Source organism: Xanthomonas sp. XNM01, assembly GCF_014851915.1.
GTDB lineage: Bacteria > Pseudomonadota > Gammaproteobacteria > Xanthomonadales > Xanthomonadaceae > Pseudoxanthomonas.
Genome location: NZ_JACVAP010000003.1, coordinates 279,071 through 298,531, shown reverse-complemented (window position 1 = coordinate 298,531; position 19,461 = coordinate 279,071). Strand labels below are relative to the sequence as shown.

General features: G+C 69.9%; 12 protein-coding genes. All 12 read left to right on the top strand.

The window, feature by feature from the left end; all coding sequences use genetic code 11:
- Window position 1: 1 nt before the first annotated feature.
- Entirely contained in the window at window positions 2–1,180 is a 1,179-nt protein-coding gene (pncB, locus tag IB242_RS12625) for a nicotinate phosphoribosyltransferase (protein WP_192279822.1), read from the top strand.
- A 19-nt stretch (window positions 1,181–1,199) separates the two neighbouring features.
- Window positions 1,200–1,622: an OsmC family protein gene (locus IB242_RS12620; RefSeq protein ID WP_192280563.1), complete on the top strand. Its 423-nt coding sequence runs from the start codon at window positions 1,200–1,202 to the stop codon at window positions 1,620–1,622.
- Window positions 1,619–2,170 (top strand): NADPH-dependent FMN reductase, encoded by a 552-nt coding sequence (locus IB242_RS12615; RefSeq protein ID WP_192279820.1) that lies wholly within the window; start codon window positions 1,619–1,621, stop codon window positions 2,168–2,170. The genes IB242_RS12620 and IB242_RS12615 overlap by 4 nt, the downstream gene beginning before the upstream one ends.
- 243 nt (window positions 2,171–2,413) lie before the next feature.
- Window positions 2,414–2,872: a cellulose biosynthesis protein BcsD gene (locus IB242_RS12610; protein WP_192279818.1), complete on the top strand. Its 459-nt coding sequence runs from the start codon at window positions 2,414–2,416 to the stop codon at window positions 2,870–2,872.
- A gap of 14 nt (window positions 2,873–2,886) precedes the next feature.
- Entirely contained in the window at window positions 2,887–3,324 is a 438-nt protein-coding gene (locus tag IB242_RS12605) for a hypothetical protein (RefSeq protein ID WP_192279816.1), read from the top strand.
- Between the two features lie 104 nt (window positions 3,325–3,428).
- The gene (gene bcsA, locus IB242_RS12600; RefSeq protein ID WP_192279815.1) at window positions 3,429–5,576 is read left to right on the top strand and encodes a UDP-forming cellulose synthase catalytic subunit; all 2,148 of its coding nucleotides are present in this window, start codon (window positions 3,429–3,431) and stop codon (window positions 5,574–5,576) included.
- A gap of 44 nt (window positions 5,577–5,620) precedes the next feature.
- A complete protein-coding gene (bcsB, locus tag IB242_RS12595; protein WP_192280560.1) occupies window positions 5,621–7,930 on the top strand; it encodes a cellulose biosynthesis cyclic di-GMP-binding regulatory protein BcsB in 2,310 nt (769 codons plus the stop codon).
- 2 nt (window positions 7,931–7,932) lie between these two features.
- Window positions 7,933–9,102, top strand: a complete 1,170-nt coding sequence (bcsZ, locus tag IB242_RS12590; RefSeq protein WP_192279813.1) for a cellulose synthase complex periplasmic endoglucanase BcsZ — start codon at window positions 7,933–7,935, stop codon at window positions 9,100–9,102.
- Entirely contained in the window at window positions 9,084–13,571 is a 4,488-nt protein-coding gene (locus IB242_RS12585; protein ID WP_192279811.1) for a cellulose biosynthesis protein BcsC, read from the top strand. The genes bcsZ and IB242_RS12585 overlap by 19 nt, the downstream gene beginning before the upstream one ends.
- Window positions 13,572–14,433: 862 nt before the next feature.
- Window positions 14,434–17,571, top strand: coding sequence for a TonB-dependent receptor (locus tag IB242_RS12580; RefSeq protein ID WP_192279809.1), 3,138 nt, complete (start codon window positions 14,434–14,436; stop codon window positions 17,569–17,571).
- Window positions 17,572–17,673: 102 nt separating this feature from the next.
- A complete protein-coding gene (locus tag IB242_RS12575) occupies window positions 17,674–18,420 on the top strand; it encodes a SapC family protein (protein ID WP_192279807.1) in 747 nt (248 codons plus the stop codon).
- 7 nt (window positions 18,421–18,427) lie between these two features.
- On the top strand, window positions 18,428–19,450 hold the full coding sequence (locus IB242_RS12570) for a cupin-like domain-containing protein (RefSeq protein ID WP_192279805.1): 1,023 nt from the start codon (window positions 18,428–18,430) through the stop codon (window positions 19,448–19,450).
- Window positions 19,451–19,461: the final 11 nt, after the last annotated feature.

The following is a 19,461-nucleotide window of genomic DNA, read 5'->3' as shown; positions in this document are numbered from 1 at the left end:
GATGATCATCCAGTCCCTGCTCGACACCGACCTCTACAAGTTCACGATGATGCAGGCGGTGCTGCACCAGCACCCCGGCGCGATCGTGCAGTACCGGTTCAAGTGCCGCACGCCCGGCATCGACCTGGCGCGCTGGATCGACCAGATCAACGCCGAGATCGATCATCTGTGCAGCCTGCGCTTCTCGGCCGAGGAGCTGGACTACATCCGCGGCCTGCGTTTCGTGAAGCCGGACTTCGCCGATTTCCTCGGTCTGTTCCACCTGGACCGCAAGTACATCGACCTGCGCCCGTCGTCGACGGTGCCGGGCGAGATCGAGCTGGACATCAGCGGGCCCTGGCTGCACACGATCATGTTCGAGGTGCCGCTGCTGGCGATCATCAACGAGGTCTGGTTCCGCAACACCAGCGCGGCCGACTTCGCCGAGGGCGAGCGCCGGCTGCGGGCCAAGACCGCGTTGCTGCGCGACGCGCCCGGCTTCGAGCAGTGCCGCATCGCCGACTACGGCAGCCGCCGCCGTTATTCGCGGCACTGGCACGGGCACATGCTGCCGTTGCTGCGCGAGCAGCTCGGCGACCAGTTCGTCGGCACCAGCAACGTGCATTTCGCGCGCCTGTACGGCATGACCCCGCACGGCACGATGGCGCACGAGTACCTGCAGGCGTTCCAGGCGCTGGGCCCGCGCCTGCGCGACTCGCAGGTGGCCGCGCTGGAGTCGTGGGCACGCGAGTACCGCGGCGACCTCGGCATCGCGCTGTCGGACGTGGTCGGGCTCGAAGCCTTCCTGCGCGATTTCGACATGTACTTCTGCAAGCTGTTCGACGGCGTGCGGCACGACTCGGGCGACCCGTTCGCCTGGGGCGACCGCATGCTGGCGCACTTCCGCAGCCGCCGGGTCGATCCGGTCAGCAAGATCCTGGTGTTCAGCGACGGCCTGGACATCGACAAGGTGATGCGCCTGTACGACTACTTCCGCGGCCGCTGCCAGACCGCGTTCGGGGTCGGCACGCACCTGACCAACGACCTGGGCCCGACGCCGCTGAACATCGTGATCAAGATGGTCCGCTGCAATGGCCAGCCGGTGGCCAAGCTCAGCGATTCGCCAGGCAAGAGCATGTGCGACGACCCGGGCTATCTCTCCTACCTGCGGCAGGTGTTCGGCCTGCCGCCCGAGCTGTGAGCACGCATCGATGAGGACCATCTCCCGCGTCGGCATCGTCGCCTCCGGCCCCGACCATCGCCACGAGCTTCAGGCCGGTGGCCATGCGCTGGTCGCCGACGAGCCGGCCAGCGCCGGTGGCGGCGATGCCGGTCCCGCGCCCTACGACCTGGTGCTGTCCGGGCTGGCCGCCTGCACTGCGATCACGCTGCGCATGTACGCGCAGCGCAAGGGCTGGGACCTGGGCGGTTTCCGTGCCGAACTGACCCTGTTGAAGGACGCCGACGGCGCGGTCCGCATCGAGCGCGTGCTGCACGCCGGCGGTGCGCTCGACGATGCGCGGTGGGACCGGCTGCTGGACGTGGTCCAGCGCACGCCGGTGACGCTGACCCTGCGCCAGGGCGCGCGCATCGTGTCGCGGCGCGCGGACCGGATCGACCACTGGACGGGAGACACCGCATGACCCGCATCCTCGGCATGTCCGGCAGCCTGCGCGCCGGCTCGCTCAACACCGCGCTGCTGCACGCGGCCGCCGGCCTCGCGCCGGCCGGCATGGAGCTGGAGGTCGTCACGCTGCACGGCATCCCGCTCTACGACGGCGACCTGGAGGCCGGGCAGGGGATTCCGCCGGCAGTCGAGGCGCTGAAGGCGCGGATCCTGGCCGCGGACGGTCTGCTGCTGGCCACGCCCGAGTACAACAACGGCATCCCGGGCGTGTTCAAGAACGCCATCGACTGGCTGTCGCGCCCGGCTGCCGGGATTCCGGCGCTGTTCGGCGGCCGGCCCGTGGCACTGATCGGCGCCTCGCCCGGCAGGTTCGGCACGATCCTCGCGCAGGACGCGTGGCTGCCGGTGCTGCGGACCCTGGGGTGCGACCTCTGGGCTGGGGGCAGGGTGCTGGTGTCGCTCGCGGGGCAGGCGTTCGATGCCGACGGACAACTGCAGGATGCGCGCACCCGCGCGCAGATCGAGGCCTTTCTGGCCGGATTCCAGCAACGGCTGGAACGCTGAGCGGTACAGCGACCGCCTTCCCAGCTTCGCGGTGCGGCCCTTGGAACCGGCCGCAGCCCCCGGTATCGTGGATGACGCAGTGCGTCATTTTTTGACTGGGTGCGCACTTTTCGACTGGAGCGACGGTTCGCGGGAAGCGATATGGGATGGAGTTCTCATATTTTCCCGGGTGTCGATTTTTTGGCACCGATCTTGCTTCCACTTCGATGCCCCCCACGGACCGGTCTGCCTCCGGACACACGGATGACCCCTCCCGACCTGCTCGACTATCACCGTTCCCACGCCTGCGCCGCGCAGTGGCGCGGCTTTCTGCGCGCGCTCGGCGAGGAGTTCGAGCACGCGCTGCCGGAAGCGGACCTGGCCCGGCTGATGGCCCGCATCGGCGAGCGCTTCGCCCAGGCCCAGCCGCTGCCCGGCGCCGCGAGCCTGGACGCGCTGGAAGGCGCGGCCAACACGATGTGGTCGACCCTGGACTGGGGCTTCGTCGCGTTCGAGGAGCGGCCCGACCAGGTGCTGATCCGGCATGCCGCATCGCCGCTGTCGGCGGCGCTCGGCGTCCGCGCCAGCTGGGCGGCCGGATTTCTCGAAGGTGTCTACCGCGGCTGGTTCCGCGCCGCCGGCATGGCGGCCGGGCTCGATGTCCGCATCGCCGACGCCGGGTCGCAGGACCTGACGACCTTCGTCCTTTCACGCGTGTCCTGACCCGTCGAGACGTCATGAGCAAGCACAAGACCCCCTCCACCGCCGACCACGACGACATCGCCGGCCTGTTCCAGCGGCTGGACGGACGTGGCGACAACGGCGGCTACCGCGATTTCTCCGACAGCCAGCTGCAGACCCCGGTCAGCGGCCCGTCGCGGCGCGAGCCGGCCGCTGCACCGCCGCCCCTGCCGGTCGCCGCAGCGCCGACAAGCCCGGCAGCGCCCGAGGCACCGCTGGTGGCGACGCCGGTGGCGGCCGAGGTCGTCGAGCCGGTGCTGGAGAAGCCGGCCGTACCGGTGATCGCCAGCGTAGTCCGGATCGAAGCGAAGGACGCGGCCGGCAAGCCAGCGGCCAAGACCTCGCTGGACCGCCTGTTCCAGCGCCTGGCCGATGCGCCGCTGCCGGCCGACCGGTCCGACGACAGCCCGCTGAGCCGCTTCCGCGCTTCCTGACCGACCTGCCTCGCCGCAGGCGCCGATCCATGACAGGATCGGCACGTTGTTTCCGGTAGATATGCGGAGGCCGCGACCGCGGCCGATCGTTTTAGGGGAGTTTCATGGGTCTGCGGTCCACCCCGGCAGGGGATGCCTTTGTGGCGAAGGTGGCGTTCTGGACGCTGTGCGTGGTCGGGCTGCTGTTCCTGGCGTTCGTGGTGACCGTGCCGCTGGACGTCGGCCAGCAGCTGGCGTTCTCGGCGGTGGTGTTCCTCATCGCCATGGTCCTGCGCAACCGCGAGAGCCGGCTGGTCGTGCTGGTGCTCATGGGGCTGTCGCTGACCATGTCCACCCGCTACATGTACTGGCGCCTGACCGAGACGATGGGCGTGGGCAGCATCGTCGACGTGACCCTGGGCCTGGGCCTGGTGCTGGCCGAGATCTATGCGTTCCTGATCCTGGTGCTGGGCTACTTCCAGATCGCCTGGCCGCTCAACCGCAAGCCGGTGCCGTTGCCCGAGGACCAGTCGCTGTGGCCGACGGTCGACGTGTTCATCCCGACCTACAACGAACCGCTGTCGGTGGTGCGCACCACCGTGCTGGCCGCCACCGTGCTCGACTGGCCGGCCGACAAGCTCAACATCTACCTGCTCGACGACGGCCGCCGCGACGAGTTCCGCGAGTTCTGCGAGCAGGTCGGCGTGCACTACATCACCCGCACCAACAACAACCACGCCAAAGCCGGCAACATCAACGCCGCGCTGAAGAAGACCTGTGGCGAGTTCGTCGCGATCTTCGACTGCGACCACATGCCGACCCGCTCGTTCCTGCAGGTGTCGATGGGCGGCTTCCTGCGCGACGCCGGGCTGGCCGTGGTGCAGACCCCGCACTATTTCTTCTCGCCGGACCCGTTCGAGCGCAACCTCGGCACCTTCGGCAAGGTGCCCAACGAGGGCGAGCTGTTCTACGGCCTGCTGCAGGACGGCAACGACCAGTGGGACGCGACCTTCTTCTGCGGGTCCTGCGCGGTGATCCGGCGCGGGCCGCTGGAGGAGATCGGCGGCGTGGCGGTGGAAACGGTGACCGAGGACGCGCATACCGCGATGCGCCTGCACCGCGCCGGCTACCGCAGCGCCTACCTGCCGATCCCGCAGGCGGCCGGCCTGGCCACCGAGAGCCTGTCGGCCCACGTCGGCCAGCGCATCCGCTGGGCGCGCGGCATGGCGCAGATCTTCCGCGTCGACAACCCCATGTTCGCCAAGGGCCTGGGGATGGCGCAGCGCATCTGCTACAGCAACGCGATGCTGCACTTCTTCTATGGCCTGCCGCGGATCATCTTCCTGACCGCGCCGCTGGCCTTCCTGTTCTTCGGCGCGCACGTGATCCATGCCTCGGCGCTGATGATCCTGGCCTACGCGCTGCCGCACATCATCCAGTCGAGCATCACCAACCTGCGCGTGCAGGGCAAGCACCGCCACCTGCTGTGGAACGAGGTCTACGAGACCACGCTGGCCTGGTACATCCTGCGCCCGACCCTGATGGCGGTGATCAATCCCAAGCTGGGCAAGTTCAACGTGACCGCCAAGGGCGGCCTGGTCGAGCGCAGCTACTTCGATGCGCAGATCGCCAAGCCCTACCTGTTCCTGCTGGCGCTGAACCTGGCCGGCGTCGCCGCCGGCGTGCTGCGCCTGCTGATGGCCGACACCAATGGCGAGGTCAACACGATCTGGCTCAACCTGGGCTGGACGATCTACAACATGATCATCCTCGGCGCGACCATCGCCACCTCCAGCGAGCAGCGCCAGATCCGCCGCGCGCACCGCGTGCCGCTGCAGATGCCGGCGGTGCTGCATCTGCGCGACGGCCAGGCCCTGGCCTGCAGCACGGTCAATTTCTCCACCGGCGGCATGGCGCTGCGGCTGGACGTGCCGCAGCCGATCCATCCGGGGACCGAGGTCGAGATCGAGCTGCGCCACCGCAACCGCAGCCATCGGCTGCCGGCCATCGTGCGCCAGGACCGCGACGACAGCGGGCTGAGCATCCAGTTCGACGAGATGACGCTGGAGCAGGAGCGCTGGCTGGTCGCCTCGACCTTCGCCCGTGCCGACATCTGGGTCTCGCAGTGGGGGCAGCACGATCGCGACACCTTCCTGCGTTCGCTCTCGGGCGTGCTCAAGGCCAGCGCCCGCGGTTTCCAGCGGCTCGGTCGCCACATCGTCACCAGCGGGCGGCAGGGATTCCGCTCGCAGCGTTCCGGAGATTCCGCATGACCGCCCGCGCCACCCGACGCCCGTCCGCCACGCCCCGGTTCCGCATGCGCCTGAAAGCCCCGACCGCCTTCGCCTTCACCTTCCTGTTCGGCCTGGCACACGCCCAGGATCCGCAGGCCACCGCCGCACAGCCCTTGGCCGTGCCGCCGCCCGACGCGGCGGTGGACGCATCGGCCGCCGACCCCGCCGCACTGGCGGCGCCGGTCCCGGCATCGCTGCGGCAGAGCCGCTCGACCCTCAAGCAGCTGGGCATCGACTACGAGATCACGCTGCGCGGCATCCAGGGCACGGCCGGCGTGCCGTTCTCGGTGCGCAACGACCAGGTCGTCGACCGCGCCACCCTGCACCTGAAGTACAGCTACTCGCCCGCGCTGCTGCCGGACCTGTCCCACCTGAAGGTGACGGTCAACGATGTCACCGTGGCCACGATCCCGGTGCCGGTCGAGGATGCCGGGCGCCAGCTGGAGCGCGACATCGACATCGATCCGCGCATGATCATCGACTACAACCGGATCAACCTGCAGCTGATCGGCCACTACACCCGCGACTGCGAGGACCCGGACCACACCAGCCTGTGGGCCAACATCGACAGCGCCAGCTACCTGGAGCTGGGCTGGGCGCCGCTGCAGCTGACCAACGACCTGGCGCTGCTGCCGGTGCCGTTCTTCGATGCGCGCGACACCAGCCGCCTGGAACTGCCGTTCGTGTTCGCCGGCCAGCCCGGCGGCGGCCAGCTGCAGGCCGCCGGCATCGTGTCCTCGTGGTTCGGCGCGCTGGCCGGCTACCGCGGCGCGCTGTTCCCGGCGTCGATCGATGCGCTGCCGCTGGAAGGCAACGCGGTGGTGGTGGCGACCAACCGTCATCCGCCGGCCGGCCTGACCCTGCCGGAGATCAGCGGCCCGACCCTGTCGGTGGTGAGCAATCCGCAGGACCCCAACGGCAAACTGCTGCTGGTGCTGGGCCGCGACGAGGAGGAACTGCGCGTGGCGGCCACCGCGCTGGCGCTTGGCACCCCGCTGACCGGCGCCACCGCGACCATCGGCGAGCTCAAGGACGTGTCGGCGCGTGTGCCGTACGACGCACCCAACTGGATCCCCACCGATCGCGCGGTGCGCTTCTCCGAACTGGTCGACCGCACCGGCGAGCTCAACGTGGTCGGCTACCACCCCGACCTGATCCGGATCGGCCTGCAGCTGCCGCCGGACCTGTTCGTCTGGCGCCGCGACGGCATCCCGGTCGACCTGCGCTACCGCTACACGCTGCCCGAAGGTGCGGACAAGTCGGCGCTGAACATCAGCATCAACGATGCGTTCGTGACCACGCTGCCGCTCAACGGCCGTCCGTACGCGCCGTCGGTGCCGATGCAGCTGATCCACAAGCTCAAGCCACAGGGCGCGATGCCGATCGAGCAGGCGCTGACCCTGCCGACCGGGCCGTTCTCGTCCAACAGCCAGCTGCGGTTCCACTTCTTCTTCGACCGCCCGCAGGCCGGCGCCTGCAAGAACACGTTCCCGGACGTGTCGGCGGCGATCGACGACGACTCCACCATCGACCTGAGCGGCTTCCATCACTACATGGCGATGCCGAACCTGGCCGCGCTGGGCAACGCCGGCTTCCCGTTCACGCGCATGGCCGACCTGTCGGAAACCGCGTTGGTGATGCCGGACAACGCCAGCGGCGAGGATGTCGGCAACGCGCTGACCCTGCTCGGCCGGATGGGCGCATCGACCGGGTACCCGGCGCTGCGCAACAGCATCATCCTGGCGCGGCAGGTCGAGGAATACGCGGACTACGACCTGCTGCTGCTGGGCTCGCGCACCAGCCAGCCCCTGTACGAGCGCTGGGCCGAGCACCTGCCGATCGGCGACGCCGCCAACGCGCGCCGGTTCCGGCTCTCGGACTGGGTCTATGACCACATGCCCGGTTTCCTCTCCCCGGATGCGCGTCGTACCGACCTGCCGACCACGGCCGAGGTGGCGGTCAAGCCCGATGCCGGCGACGTGGTGCTGATGGGCTTCGAGTCGCCGCTGAAGAAGGGCCGCAGCGTGGTCGCGCTGCTCGCCGACGATCCCTCGCAGGCCCAGCGCCTGTTCCAGGCCTGGTTCGATCCGGACAAGCTGCGCGATTTCCAGGGCAGCGTGGTGCTGCTGCAGCAGGACAAGGTGCGCAGCCTGGCCGGCAACCAGACCTACTACGTCGGCCACCTGCCGCCGCTGACGATGATGCGCTGGTTCTTCGGCAACAACCCGATCTGGTTGGGCGTGCTGGTGGGCGTGGTCAGCCTGCTGCTGGCGCTGGTCGCGCGCTGGCTGCTGCGCCGTCGCGCGACCGAGCGGCTGAAGGCGACCCGCTGAGCATGCGCACCGGTCCTGCCATCGATGCGCGCCGTCGCGGCCTGCTGCTCGCATTGGCCGCGGCCGGCGCCGCCGCGGCGCTGCCGCTGCGCGCCCAGGATGCGTCGTGCAGCGCGCCTTGGGCCGAGTGGCGCGCGTTCGTCGACAGGCATGTCGAACAGGACGGGCGGATCGTCGATTTCGTCAACGCCGACCTGCGCAGCACGTCCGAGTCGCAGTCCTACGGCCTGTTCTTCGCCCTGGTCGACAACGACCAGGTCCTGTTCGAACGGATCCTGGGCTGGACCCGCCGCAATCTCAGCGGTGGCCGTCCGGACGTCAACCTGCCCGCTTGGTTGTGGGGCAGGGCCGGCGATGGCAGCTGGCGCGTGCTGGACCCGAACACCGCATCGGACGGCGAGCTGTGGATCGCCTATGCGCTGATCGAGGCCGGCCGGCTGTGGAAGCGCCCGGGCTACACCCATGCCGGCCGCCAGATCCTGGCGCTGATGCGCACTGCCGAGATCGTCGACCTGCCCGGCTTCGGCACGATGCTGCTGCCCGGCAACCAGGGCTTCGTCCAGGCCGATCGCTGGACGCTCAATCCCAGCTACCTGCCGCTGTTCGTGTTCCGCCGCTTCGCCGCGGTCGACAGCAAGGGTCCCTGGGCGAAACTGGCCGAGCGCAGCGTCGAGCTCAACCGCCTGGCCGCGCCGGTCGGCTTCGCGCCGGACTGGATCGCCTGGAACCGGCGTGCCTTCGTCGCCGACCCGGCCAAGGGCGTGATGGGCAGCTACGACGCGATCCGCACCTACCTGTGGGCGGGCATGACCGATGCCGGCGATCCGCTGCGCAGGAAGCTGCTCGACGCGCTGTCGGGCCCGCTGCAGATGCTGCGCACGCAGGGCCGCTTCGCCGAGAAGATCGATACCCGCAACGGCGTGGGCAGCGGCACGCCGCCGCCGGGCTTCGCCGCCGCGCTGCTGCCCTACCTGACCGCGCAGGCCCAGCCCGCGCTGGTCAAGGCGCAGGCCGCGCTGGTGCCGTCGTCCGGGCCCGCCGCCGCCGCACTGACCTATTACGACCGCTGCCTGGTGCTGTTCGGCAAGGGCTGGCTGGATCGCCGCTACCGCTTTTCCGCCGACGGGCGCCTGCAGCCCGCCTGGAGTACCCAATGTTCCGCAAGACGCTGAAGCCCATCTGCCTGGTCGGCCTGCTGGACCTGTGCGTGCTCGCCACGCCGGCCCTGGCCCAGACCGCGGCGACCCAGCAGCTGGTCAACCAGGGCAACTACTGGCACGACCAGGGCCGCGAGGATCTGGCCGCCGACGCCTGGCGCAAGCTGCTGGCGGTCGATCCGCAGCAGCCGGACGCGCTGCTCGGCCTGGGCCTGATCGATCTCAACCAGGGCCGCCGCGCGGAAGCGCAGCGGCGCATGCAGCAGCTGCAGAGCGCGCATCCGGGCGCGCCGCAGACCACGCGGCTGCGGATGGCGCTGGGCGGTGGCGGCAGCAACCAGCTGCAGAACGCGCGGCGCGCGGCCGCGGCTGGGCGCTACGTCGAAGCGGTACGCGCCTACGACGAGGCCTTCGGCAGCGGTGGACCGACCGACGACCTCGCGCTGGAGTATTACCAGGTGCTGGCCGGAACGCCGGATGGCTGGGAGCGTGCACGTGACGGCCTGCGCAGGCTGGCGTCCAGCCGCAACGACGCCGCGACCAACCTGGCTTTGGCCCAGGTGCTGACCTACCGCGAACCGACCCGGCGCGAGGGCATCAACCAGCTGCGGGCGCTCAGCCAGCGCAACGACGTCGGTGGCCCGGCCCGCGCCGCGTGGCGCCAGGCGCTGCTGTGGCTCAACGCCACCAATGCCGACGCGCCGCTGTACCAGGTGTTCCTGGAGGCCCAGCCCAACGATCGCGAGGTCGCCGCCAAGCAGGCGCAGCTGCGCGAGCAGGCGACCGTGCAGGCGGTCCAGCAGGATCCCAACCAGCGCCTGCTGGGCGAGGGCTTCCGCGCGCTGGAGGCCGGCGACGTGGCCGTGGCCGAGGCGCGTTTCGCGCAGGTCCTGCGCGCGCGTCCGCGCGACCCCGAGGCGCTCGGCGGCCTGGGATCGGTGCGCCTGCGCCAGGAGCGTTTCGCCGAGGCCAGCGAACTGCTGCGCCCGGCCGCCGCGGCCAACGGCAAGTGGCGCTCGGCGGCCAACAGCGCCCGCTACTGGCAGACGCTGCAGGAGGTCCGCGACCAGGGCGCCGGCGGCGCCGAGGCGCTGGCGCGGGTCGAGGAAGCGATCCGGCTGCTGCCCAACGAACCCACCGGCCATGTCGCGCTCGGCGATCTGCAGGGGGGCAGCGATCCGGTCGCCGCCGAGCGCAGCTACCGCAGGGCGCTGGAACTGGATGCGGCCAACGCCGGCGCGCTGCAGGGCCTGATCGGGCTGTACGGACGGCAGGGCCGCGCCGACGAGGCCAGCGCGCTGTTCGCGCAGCTGAGCGCCGAGCAGCAGGAACGCGCCGGCGGCGCGTCGGCCCTGCGCGCCACCGTGGCGCGCGCACGTGCACAGCAGGCGCTGGCGTCGGGCGATACCGATGCGGCGCGGATCGAACTGGAGGATGCGCTGCTCGAGCAGCCGCGCGACCCGTGGCTGCGCCTGGAGCTGGCGCGCCTGTACCAGCGCGCCGGTCGGCCGGACCAGGCGCGCGCGATCATGGACGGCCTGCAGGCGCTGGACGCAGACTCGCCGCAGGCGCTGTTCGTCAACGCGCTGTTCGCGCAGGAGCGCGACGACTGGCGCAGCGCCTACGCCAGCCTGGAGCGGATCCCGGCCGGTGCGCGCGATGCCGAGATGGCCGCGCTGCACGACACCGCCTGGATCCACATGCAGGCCGCGCAGGCGCGGGTGCTGATGCAGCAGAACCGCGCCGGCGAGGCGCAGCTGCTGCTCGCGCGCGCCGAGGCCGCACTGGGCGACCGCCTGCAGCGGCCGGCGGCCGCCGCGGCGATGGCCGGCGCCTATGCCGACATCGGCAGCCAGCAACGCGCCCTGGTGCTGGGCCAGCGTCTGGTCGCCGGTCCGTCGCCGGGCATCGACGAGCGGCTCGAATACGCCTCGGTGCTGCTGCGCGCGCGGCAGGACGCCGAGGTCGCCGCGCTGCTGCGGCAGCTGCGCGATGCGCCGATGTCGGCGCCGCAGGCCACCCGTTACCAGGACCTGCGCACCGGCTACGTGCTGCGCCAGGTCGATGCGCTGCGCGAGCTGGGCAACCTGGAAGGCGCCTACGAGGCGCTGGCGCCGGTCCTGGCGCAGCAGCCGCAGGATCCGCGCACCGTGGCGGCGCTGGCACGCCTGTACGGCGCGGCCGGTGATCACCAGCAGGCGCTGGCGCTGTACCAGCAGCAGCTGCAGCTGGCGCCAGGTGACCTGGATGCGATGGTGGCCGCCGCCGGCAGCGCCGCGTCGATGCGCGACCTGGACACCGCCGAGCAGTACCTGCAGGCCGCGCTGGCGCAGGCGCCCGAATCGCCCGAAGTGCTGGCCGCCGCGGGCCGCGTGTACCGCGCCGCCGGCAAGAACCGCAAGGCCGAAAGCTACTTCCGGGCATCGCTGGCCGCGCAGGCGCGCAGTGCCGGCCAGCTCGACCACGGCTATCCGGTCGCCAGCAGCGCGTTCGCCGGCAGCGGTGGCCGTGCATTCAATCCCTTCGCCGGCCTGAACGGGCCGGGCGCGCGCAGCGCCGCGCTGCGTGGCGATCCGATGCCGATGCCGGCGGCCACCGCGCGCCTCGCGGCGGCACCGCTGCCGGCCGCCTATGCCGCACCGGCCGCGCTGCCGGCGACGGCCCATGCGCGTGCACCGTCGGTGGTGCTCGACGCCGATGGCCTGCCGTCGCCGGTGGTCGCCAGCGCGCCGGCCGTCGGTGGGGTGCCGTTGCCCGTGCCCGGCCAGCGCAGCGCCGCGTCGATCGCACCGGTCCAGCCCGCGCCCGCGCCGGCACTGGCCGCCGCGGCCCTGCCGCAGGCGTCGGCCGCGACCGGCGTGCTCGGCGAACTGCGCGATCTGCAGAGCCAGAACAGCAGCAGCCTGGCCGTCGGCGCCGCCTACCGGACCCGTGATGGCGAGGCCGGCCTGGGGCGCCTGGACGATCTGCAGGTGCCGCTGGAAGGCCGCTTCGCCCTCGGCGAAGGCAAGCTGCGGGCGACCGTCACCCCGACCGTGCTCGATGCCGGCAGCCTCGGCGTCGACTATCCGGCCGCCAGCCGTTTCGGCGCGGGGCCGCAGTCGGCGCTGGCCGGTGCGCTGGCCGCCGACCGCACGCCGGTCGACGACCTGGTCGGCTCGGCGCTGTACCAGACCCTGCTGACCCGTGGCGACACCAACGCCACGCGCAACCTGATCTACGACAACGCGCTGGACAGCGGCCGCTACCAGGAGCTGTACAACCAGACCGACGTGCTGCTGACCGCCAGCGAGCGGCGCATCGCGGCCCTGGAGGCGCTGTACGCCGATCCGCTGCCCAGCTACATCCTCAGCCGCGACCTGGCCAACACGCCGATCGGCGACATCGCCGGGCAGATCCTCGGCAACGCGCTGCTGGCGCGCGGCCTGACCACCGAGCAGCAGGCGCAGCTGAAGGCGCTGGCGCGCGGAGGCGCCTCCACCCAGTCGCCGCTGGCCTTCCAGGACACGCTGTACGCGATGGTCGCCAACGCGGCCGGCGCGCGTCCGGTCGGCAGCCAGGACGCCAGCGGCGCCGGCGTGTCGGTGGGGTACGAGATCGGCGGCTTCCGCGCCGACATCGGCAGCACTCCGCTGGGCTTCCAGGACTCGCAGATCGTCGGCGGCCTGGGCTGGCGCGGGCAGGCGGGCGAGCGCCTGACCTGGTCGGCCGACGCGTCGCGGCGCGCGGTCACCGACAGCCTGCTGTCGTTCGCCGGCGTCGAGGATCCACGCACCGGCCTGCAGTGGGGCGGCGTCACCGCCACCGGTGCGAAAGTCGCGGCCACCGTCGACAACGGCCTGCTCGGCGGCTATGCCAGCCTGGCCTGGCATCGCCTGGAAGGCGAGAACGTGGCCGACAACGATCGCCAGGAACTGGGTGTGGGCATCTACGTGCATGCACTGCAGACCACCAACCAGTCGCTGACGGCCGGACTCAACCTCAGCGCGATGAAGTACGACCGCAACCTCAGCGGCTTCACCTACGGCCATGGCGGCTACTTCAGTCCGCAGGAGTATGTGGACGTCGGTTTCCCGGTGCACTGGAACGGACGCGGCCGGCGCCTGACCTGGCAGCTCGACGCCAGCGTCGGCGTCCAGCACTTCAAGGTCGATGCCGCGCCGTACTTCCCCACCGACCCGGCGCTGCAGCAGGCCGCCTACGAGGCAGCGTCGATCGCCGCGCTGCTGGGCCTGACCACCGAGTACGTCGAACCGGTGTTCCTGGGGCAGACCAAGACCGGCATGTCCTACAACGTCAGCGGCGCTGCCGAATGGCAGTTGTCGCCGCAGCTGTTCCTCGGCACACGGTTGGAGCTGAACAACGCGCGCGACTACAAGCAGTTCGGCACCAACCTGTACCTGCGGTTCCTGCTGGACCGCTTCGGCGCCGCGCTGGGCCGGCAGCCGACGCCGCTGCGTTCGCCGTATGCGGCTGGCGAGTAGGGCTGGTCACGCGAACAGCGACGGTTCGATCCGGAAGGCGCCCTCGGGCGCCTTCCGCGTTTCTGCGCACACCCTGGATGGCAGGCAGGCATGCCCGCGTCTTCGTAGGGCGAGTGCTGGAGGTGGAGCCGAGTTCGGTTCGATGTTCGCCCTCTGACCTTGAGCGCGCATTGACTCCCGGTGTCATGTCGCGCTGCTCTTCGCAAATGCATGCGGCACTGCAGCAAATGGATGACAGCGCAGGTCAACGGTGCTGTCACCGGAACGGAAATGCGTGGAGCGGTACGCAGAAGCGCTGTGGATCCGCGTTGCCGTATTCAATTGTAAAAATCCTGTGGTGATGCGGACTTGCCGCGGTCCGCACAGGCATTCCAGACCGGCATGGGCGGTATCGCGATGCGTACCGCGACGGTTGCGTCCGTAACGGCACGCAGCCTGTTGCGCTGCATGGTGACAGTCCAAAAAACGCGTGTTACCTGTGCGCCCCATCTCCGGTGATAGCGCTATCAGATTCCGCAGCTCACCCGCATGGACACGGGGCGGACGCATCACCGACGGCACGTCGCAGTAGACGCAGCATCGTTTCCGGCTTTTGGGTTTTCCGGTGTCCACACGCACCGGTCACTGCAAGGCGGTCGCCACACGGCCGTGATCGTACGGGCAGGCATCGCGCCTGTCGGCTGCCCCTGGGAGGGGGTTTGATCAATCGGAGCAGGGGAGGGAGAGGCGAAATGAGTGGATGCAGGTGTCGATGTCCCACATCGGTGGGACTCGCGGTGACAGCGCTGACATGGCTGGCCGCGACGGATCCAGGGAGCGACGCGCCGATGGCCGTCGGGAGCAAGTGCCGAGGAGCATGCCAATGAAGCACAAGTTGAAGAAGTTCCGGTCCAGGGCGATGTTCACCATCGTCGGTGGCGTCATCATCATCAATCCGGCCTTCGCGCAGGATCCCGCCCAGTCGCGGCAGGACAACGCGACCACGCTCGACACCGTCCAGGTCAGCGGTATCCGCAGCAGCCTCGACCAGGCGATGAACATCAAGCGCGACGCCGCCGGCGTGGTCGATGCGATCAGTGCCGAGGACATCGGCAAGTTCCCCGACACCAACCTGGCCGAGTCGCTGCAGCGCATCACCGGCATCTCGATCGAGCGCCGCGACGGCGAAGGTGCGCAGGTCACCGCGCGCGGCTTCGGCCCGCAGTTCAACATGGTCACGCTCAACGGCCGCCAGATCCCCGGCGCCGATGCGTTCGGCGCCGCCGGACAGGTGCCGATCGGTGGTGTCGAGGCCGGCACGCGTGCGTTCAACTTCGCCCAGCTCGCATCCGAGGCGATCTCCGGCATCGAGGTCTACAAGACCGGCCAGGCCAGCGTGCCCAGCGGCGGCATCGGCGCGACGATCAACATCCTGACCGACCGTCCGCTCAACCATGCCGGCGGCGAGGTTGTCGCCAGCGCGGGTGCCAAGGCGGTCTACGACGACTCGCAGCTGTTCGACAGCGACATCACGCCGGAAGTCTCGGGCATCTTCAGCTACGCCAGCCCGGACAAGGTCTGGGGCGTCGGCGTGGCGGCCAGCTACCAGAAGCGCCATGGCGGTTCGGTCCAGGCCACCGAGAACAACTGGAACGTCGCGCGCTGGAACGGCCCCGACGGCATCCTCCGCCCGGGCGGCACCATCACCAACGCGCCGGCCATCGGCCAGCTCTACTCGCTGCCGGCCGACCTGCGCTATGCGTTCGCCGATTTCGAGCGCGAGCGCGTCAACGGCCAGGCGGTGCTGCAGTTCGCGCCGAGCGATGCGCTGACCCTGACCCTGGACTACACCCACTCGACCAACGAGATCGAGGAAAACCGCGGCGAACAGACCCAGTGGCTGCAGCAGGGCAGCTACACGCACCTGGAGTTCGACGGCGCCGCGGTCGCCACCCCGAAGTACCTGCGCGAGATCGTCGAAACCAAGGATTTCGGCTACGAGCAGCAGCGCAACATGCAGAAGTACAAGCTGGACTCGATCGGGTTCAACGCCGACTGGCAGGCCACCGATCGCCTGCGCCTGGTGTTCGATGCGCACAACACCACCTCCGAGAGCGTGCCGAACGATCCGGTCACCGGTGGCGGCGCCACCTACTTCAGCATGGCCGGCACCAACAACTGCACCAGCGGCCCGTACTGCGGCGGCGCCTGGTCGCAGGAGCTGTACTTCAACAACGGCCTGCCGGTGATGGCGCGGTCCTGGTATCCGACCCTGGGCGACGCGGCGGCCGGCACCAACGGCACGCTCAACCCCGAGTTCCCGGTCGAGCAGATCGGTGCGCAGGTGCTGCGCGTGAACGCACTGCGGCAGAAGACCGAGGTCAAGCAGGGACGCCTGGACGGCATCCTCGACTTCGACGACGGCCGCTTCCAGTTCGGTGTCGACTCGTCGAAGACGACGATGCACCGGCTCCAGTCGGTGGAGCAGTACAGCACGCTGGGCGACTGGAGCGCGTCCAACACCGGCAACGAGCCGGGCATGTACCCGCTGCTGCGGCCGATCAACATCGTCGGGCTGTTCGACGACTACAACGCACCGGGCGCGCCGACCCGCGCCTGGATGGGCGACACCACCGCGCTGGCGCAGTGGGCGGTCGATGCCTACGGCGCCAACCTCAGCGTCAACCCGATCAACAACGCCAACAACCTGGTGGAGGAGAAGACCAACTCCGCCTACATGCAGGTGGAGCTGGACGGCACGCTGGGCGGCATGAGCACCAGCACCCGCATCGGCGTGCGTTACGAGACGACCGACCTGACCTCGACGTCGGTCATCGCGGTGCCGAGCGCGATCGAGTGGCAGTCCAACAACGACTTCCGCGTGCTGCCGTCGGATAACCGCCAGACCTTCACCGAAAACCACAGCTACAGCCACATCCTGCCCAACGTCGACTTCAGCGTGGACCTGACCGGCGACATCAAGGCCCGCGCCTCGTTCAGCCAGACCATCGCGCGCGCGCCCTACGGCAACCTGTACGTCGGCGCCACGCCGAACCAGCCCAGCGGTTCGGTGCTGATCAGCGAGGCGGGCCGGGCGACCGGCAACTCCAACTCGCCGAGCCTGGATCCGATCGAGTCGAGCAACCTCGATCTGGCCGTGGAATGGTACTTCGCCGACGCCAGCTACCTGTCGGTGACCTACTGGAACAAGCGCGTCGACAACTTCATCGGCAACACCGTCGTCCGCGAGAACCTGTATGGCCTGACCGACCCGACCTCCGGTCCCGATGCGCAGGCCGCCCTGGCGTTCCTCAACAGCGCCGCCTGCATCGCGCAGGTGACCGCTGCGGGCAACGATGCCGGATCGGCCTGTGCCGCCAACGACACGGCGCTGTTCTCCGCGCTGGCCCTGTACCGCAACGCCGCGGCGACCGGTGGACTGGCGGCCTACAACGGCAGCGGCGCGCAGGTGCAGGCGCTCGAGAACGCCTACGACCTCTACGGCGAAGCCGACGACCCGCTGTACATGTTCAACGTCAACACGCCGATCAACCAGAACAAGGCCAAGCTGCGTGGCTGGGAAATCGGCGGGCAGTACTTCTTCGGCGATACCGGCTTCGGCATCTACGCCAACTACACCATCGTCGATGGCGACGTTGGCTTCGACAACGCGGGCGATCCGAACGTCGACCAGTTCGCGCTGCTGGGCCTGAGCGACACCGCCAACCTGATGCTGATGTACGAGAAGTACGGCTGGTCGGCCCGTCTGGCCTGGAACTGGCGCGACGAGTACCTGATCCTGGCCAACCAGGGCGGCAGCAAGAACCCGTTCTACGTCGAGGACTACTACCAGCTCGACCTGAGCGTGGGTTACGCGTTCAACGACCGCTGGTCGGTGGGCTTCGAGGCGATCAACCTGACCGGTGAGGACGTGCGCTGGCATGCACGCAGCGCCAGCCAGATCGTGCGTCTGGTCGACCAGAGTCCGCGCTACACTCTGGGCGTGCGCTACAAGTTCTGATGCAGTCGCAATGACCGGGGCCGCCCAGCCGGGCGGCCCCGGTGTGATGTTCACCGGCGGCGCGTGCAGGCACGCGTCGCCCTACCGGATACCGCAACACGCATGGCGCGATACGAACTGCTCAACAACGTGGCGCACAAGGATCTGCGCGTCGTCACCCGCTTCGGCCAGGAGTTCGGCGACGCCACCGGCCTGGTCAGCGCGTTTCCCACCGAATTCGCCGAGCTGCAACGCGAGTATCCGATCTTCTTCCGCAAGCCGGCCGGCAGCGACACGTTCGAGTCGGTCGCGCTGCTGGGCTTCGAGCCGGGCGAGAACCTGTTCCTGCAGGATGACCGCTGGAACGCGAGCTACCTGCCGGGCGCGATCGCGCGCGGGCCGTTCCTGATCGGGTTCCAGGAGCAGCAGGTCGATGGCGCGCTGCGCACCGAGCCGGTCATCCATGTCGACCTGGACCATGTCCGCGTCACCACCGATGGCGGCGAGGCGGTGTTCATGCCGCAGGGCGGGCACAGCCCCTACCTGCAGCACATCGTCACCGTGCTGCGCGGCATCAACGACGGCGTCGAGGCGGGCAAGGCGATGTTCGCCATGCTCGAGCGTCATGGGCTGATCCAGCCGGTGAACCTCGAGATCCGTTTCGACGAGAGCAGCACCGCCAACCTCACCGGCCTGTACGGCATCGACCGCGAGCGGCTGGCCGCCCTCGACGCCGAAGCGCTGCACGAGCTGCACCGCGCCGGCTGGCTGGAGGGCGTGTACCTGGTCCTGTCCTCGCTGCACAACATCCGGCGCCTGATCGCCGAGAAGCAGCGCCGCCTGCGCGAGCAGGCCGGGCGCGACGCCTGACCGGGAGATGGGCCTGGCCGGCGCCAGCATCCGCAGCGTCGATGGCAGCAGCCTGCAGGCGCTGCCGCTGGAGGCGCTGCTGGCCGGGGTCGAGCCGGTCGTCCTGCGCGGGCTGGTCCGCGACTGGGATCTGGTCCGCCACGGACGCGATGGCGCCGATGTGGCGATCGCGTACCTGGGAGCGCATTACAACGGCCGTCCGGTGCAGTACTCCCATGGCGGCCCCGAGGTCGCCGGCCGCCCGTTCTACCAGCCCGGCTACACCGCGCTGAACTGCGAGGTGCGGCGCGGCCAGCTCGACCAGGTGATGGAGCAGATCGCCGCGCATGCGGACGATCCGCGACCGCCGACCTTCTACGTGGCCTCGCAGGCGGTCGATGCGATCCTGCCGACGCTGCGCGACGGCAACGACCTGGATCTGGCCGCACTCGGCGTGCAGGCGCCACCGACCATCTGGATCGGCAACCGGGTCACCGCGTCCTGCCACTACGACGCCCCCAACAACATCGCCTGCTGCGCGGTCGGCCAGCGGCGCTTCACGCTGTTTCCGCCGGAGCAGATCGACAACCTCTATCCGGGTCCGCTCGATCCGACGCCGGGCGGGCAGGCGGTCAGCGTGGTCGATTTCGAGGATCCGGATTTCGAGCGGTTCCCGCGCTTCCGCCAGGCGCTGGACGCCGCGCGCAGCGCGACGCTGGAGCCGGGCGACGCGATCTTCATTCCCAGCATGTGGTGGCACCACGTCGAGGCCTTGTCGCCGTTCAACGTGCTGGTCAATTACTGGTGGTCCAGCGTGCCGGCCTGGATGCCGACGCCGATGCATGCGCTGCAGCATGCGCTGTGGACCATCCGCGACCGGCCCGCATCCGAGAAGCAGGCCTGGCGCGCGGTGTTCGACTACTACGTGTTCGGCCCGGCCGACCGCGCGGGTGCGCATCTGCCGGAGGCCGCGCGCGGCGTGCTCGCGACGCTGGACGAGATGGATGCGCGCCGGCTGCGCGCGCTGTTGATCGGACGGCTCAACCGCTGACGCGGCTGGAC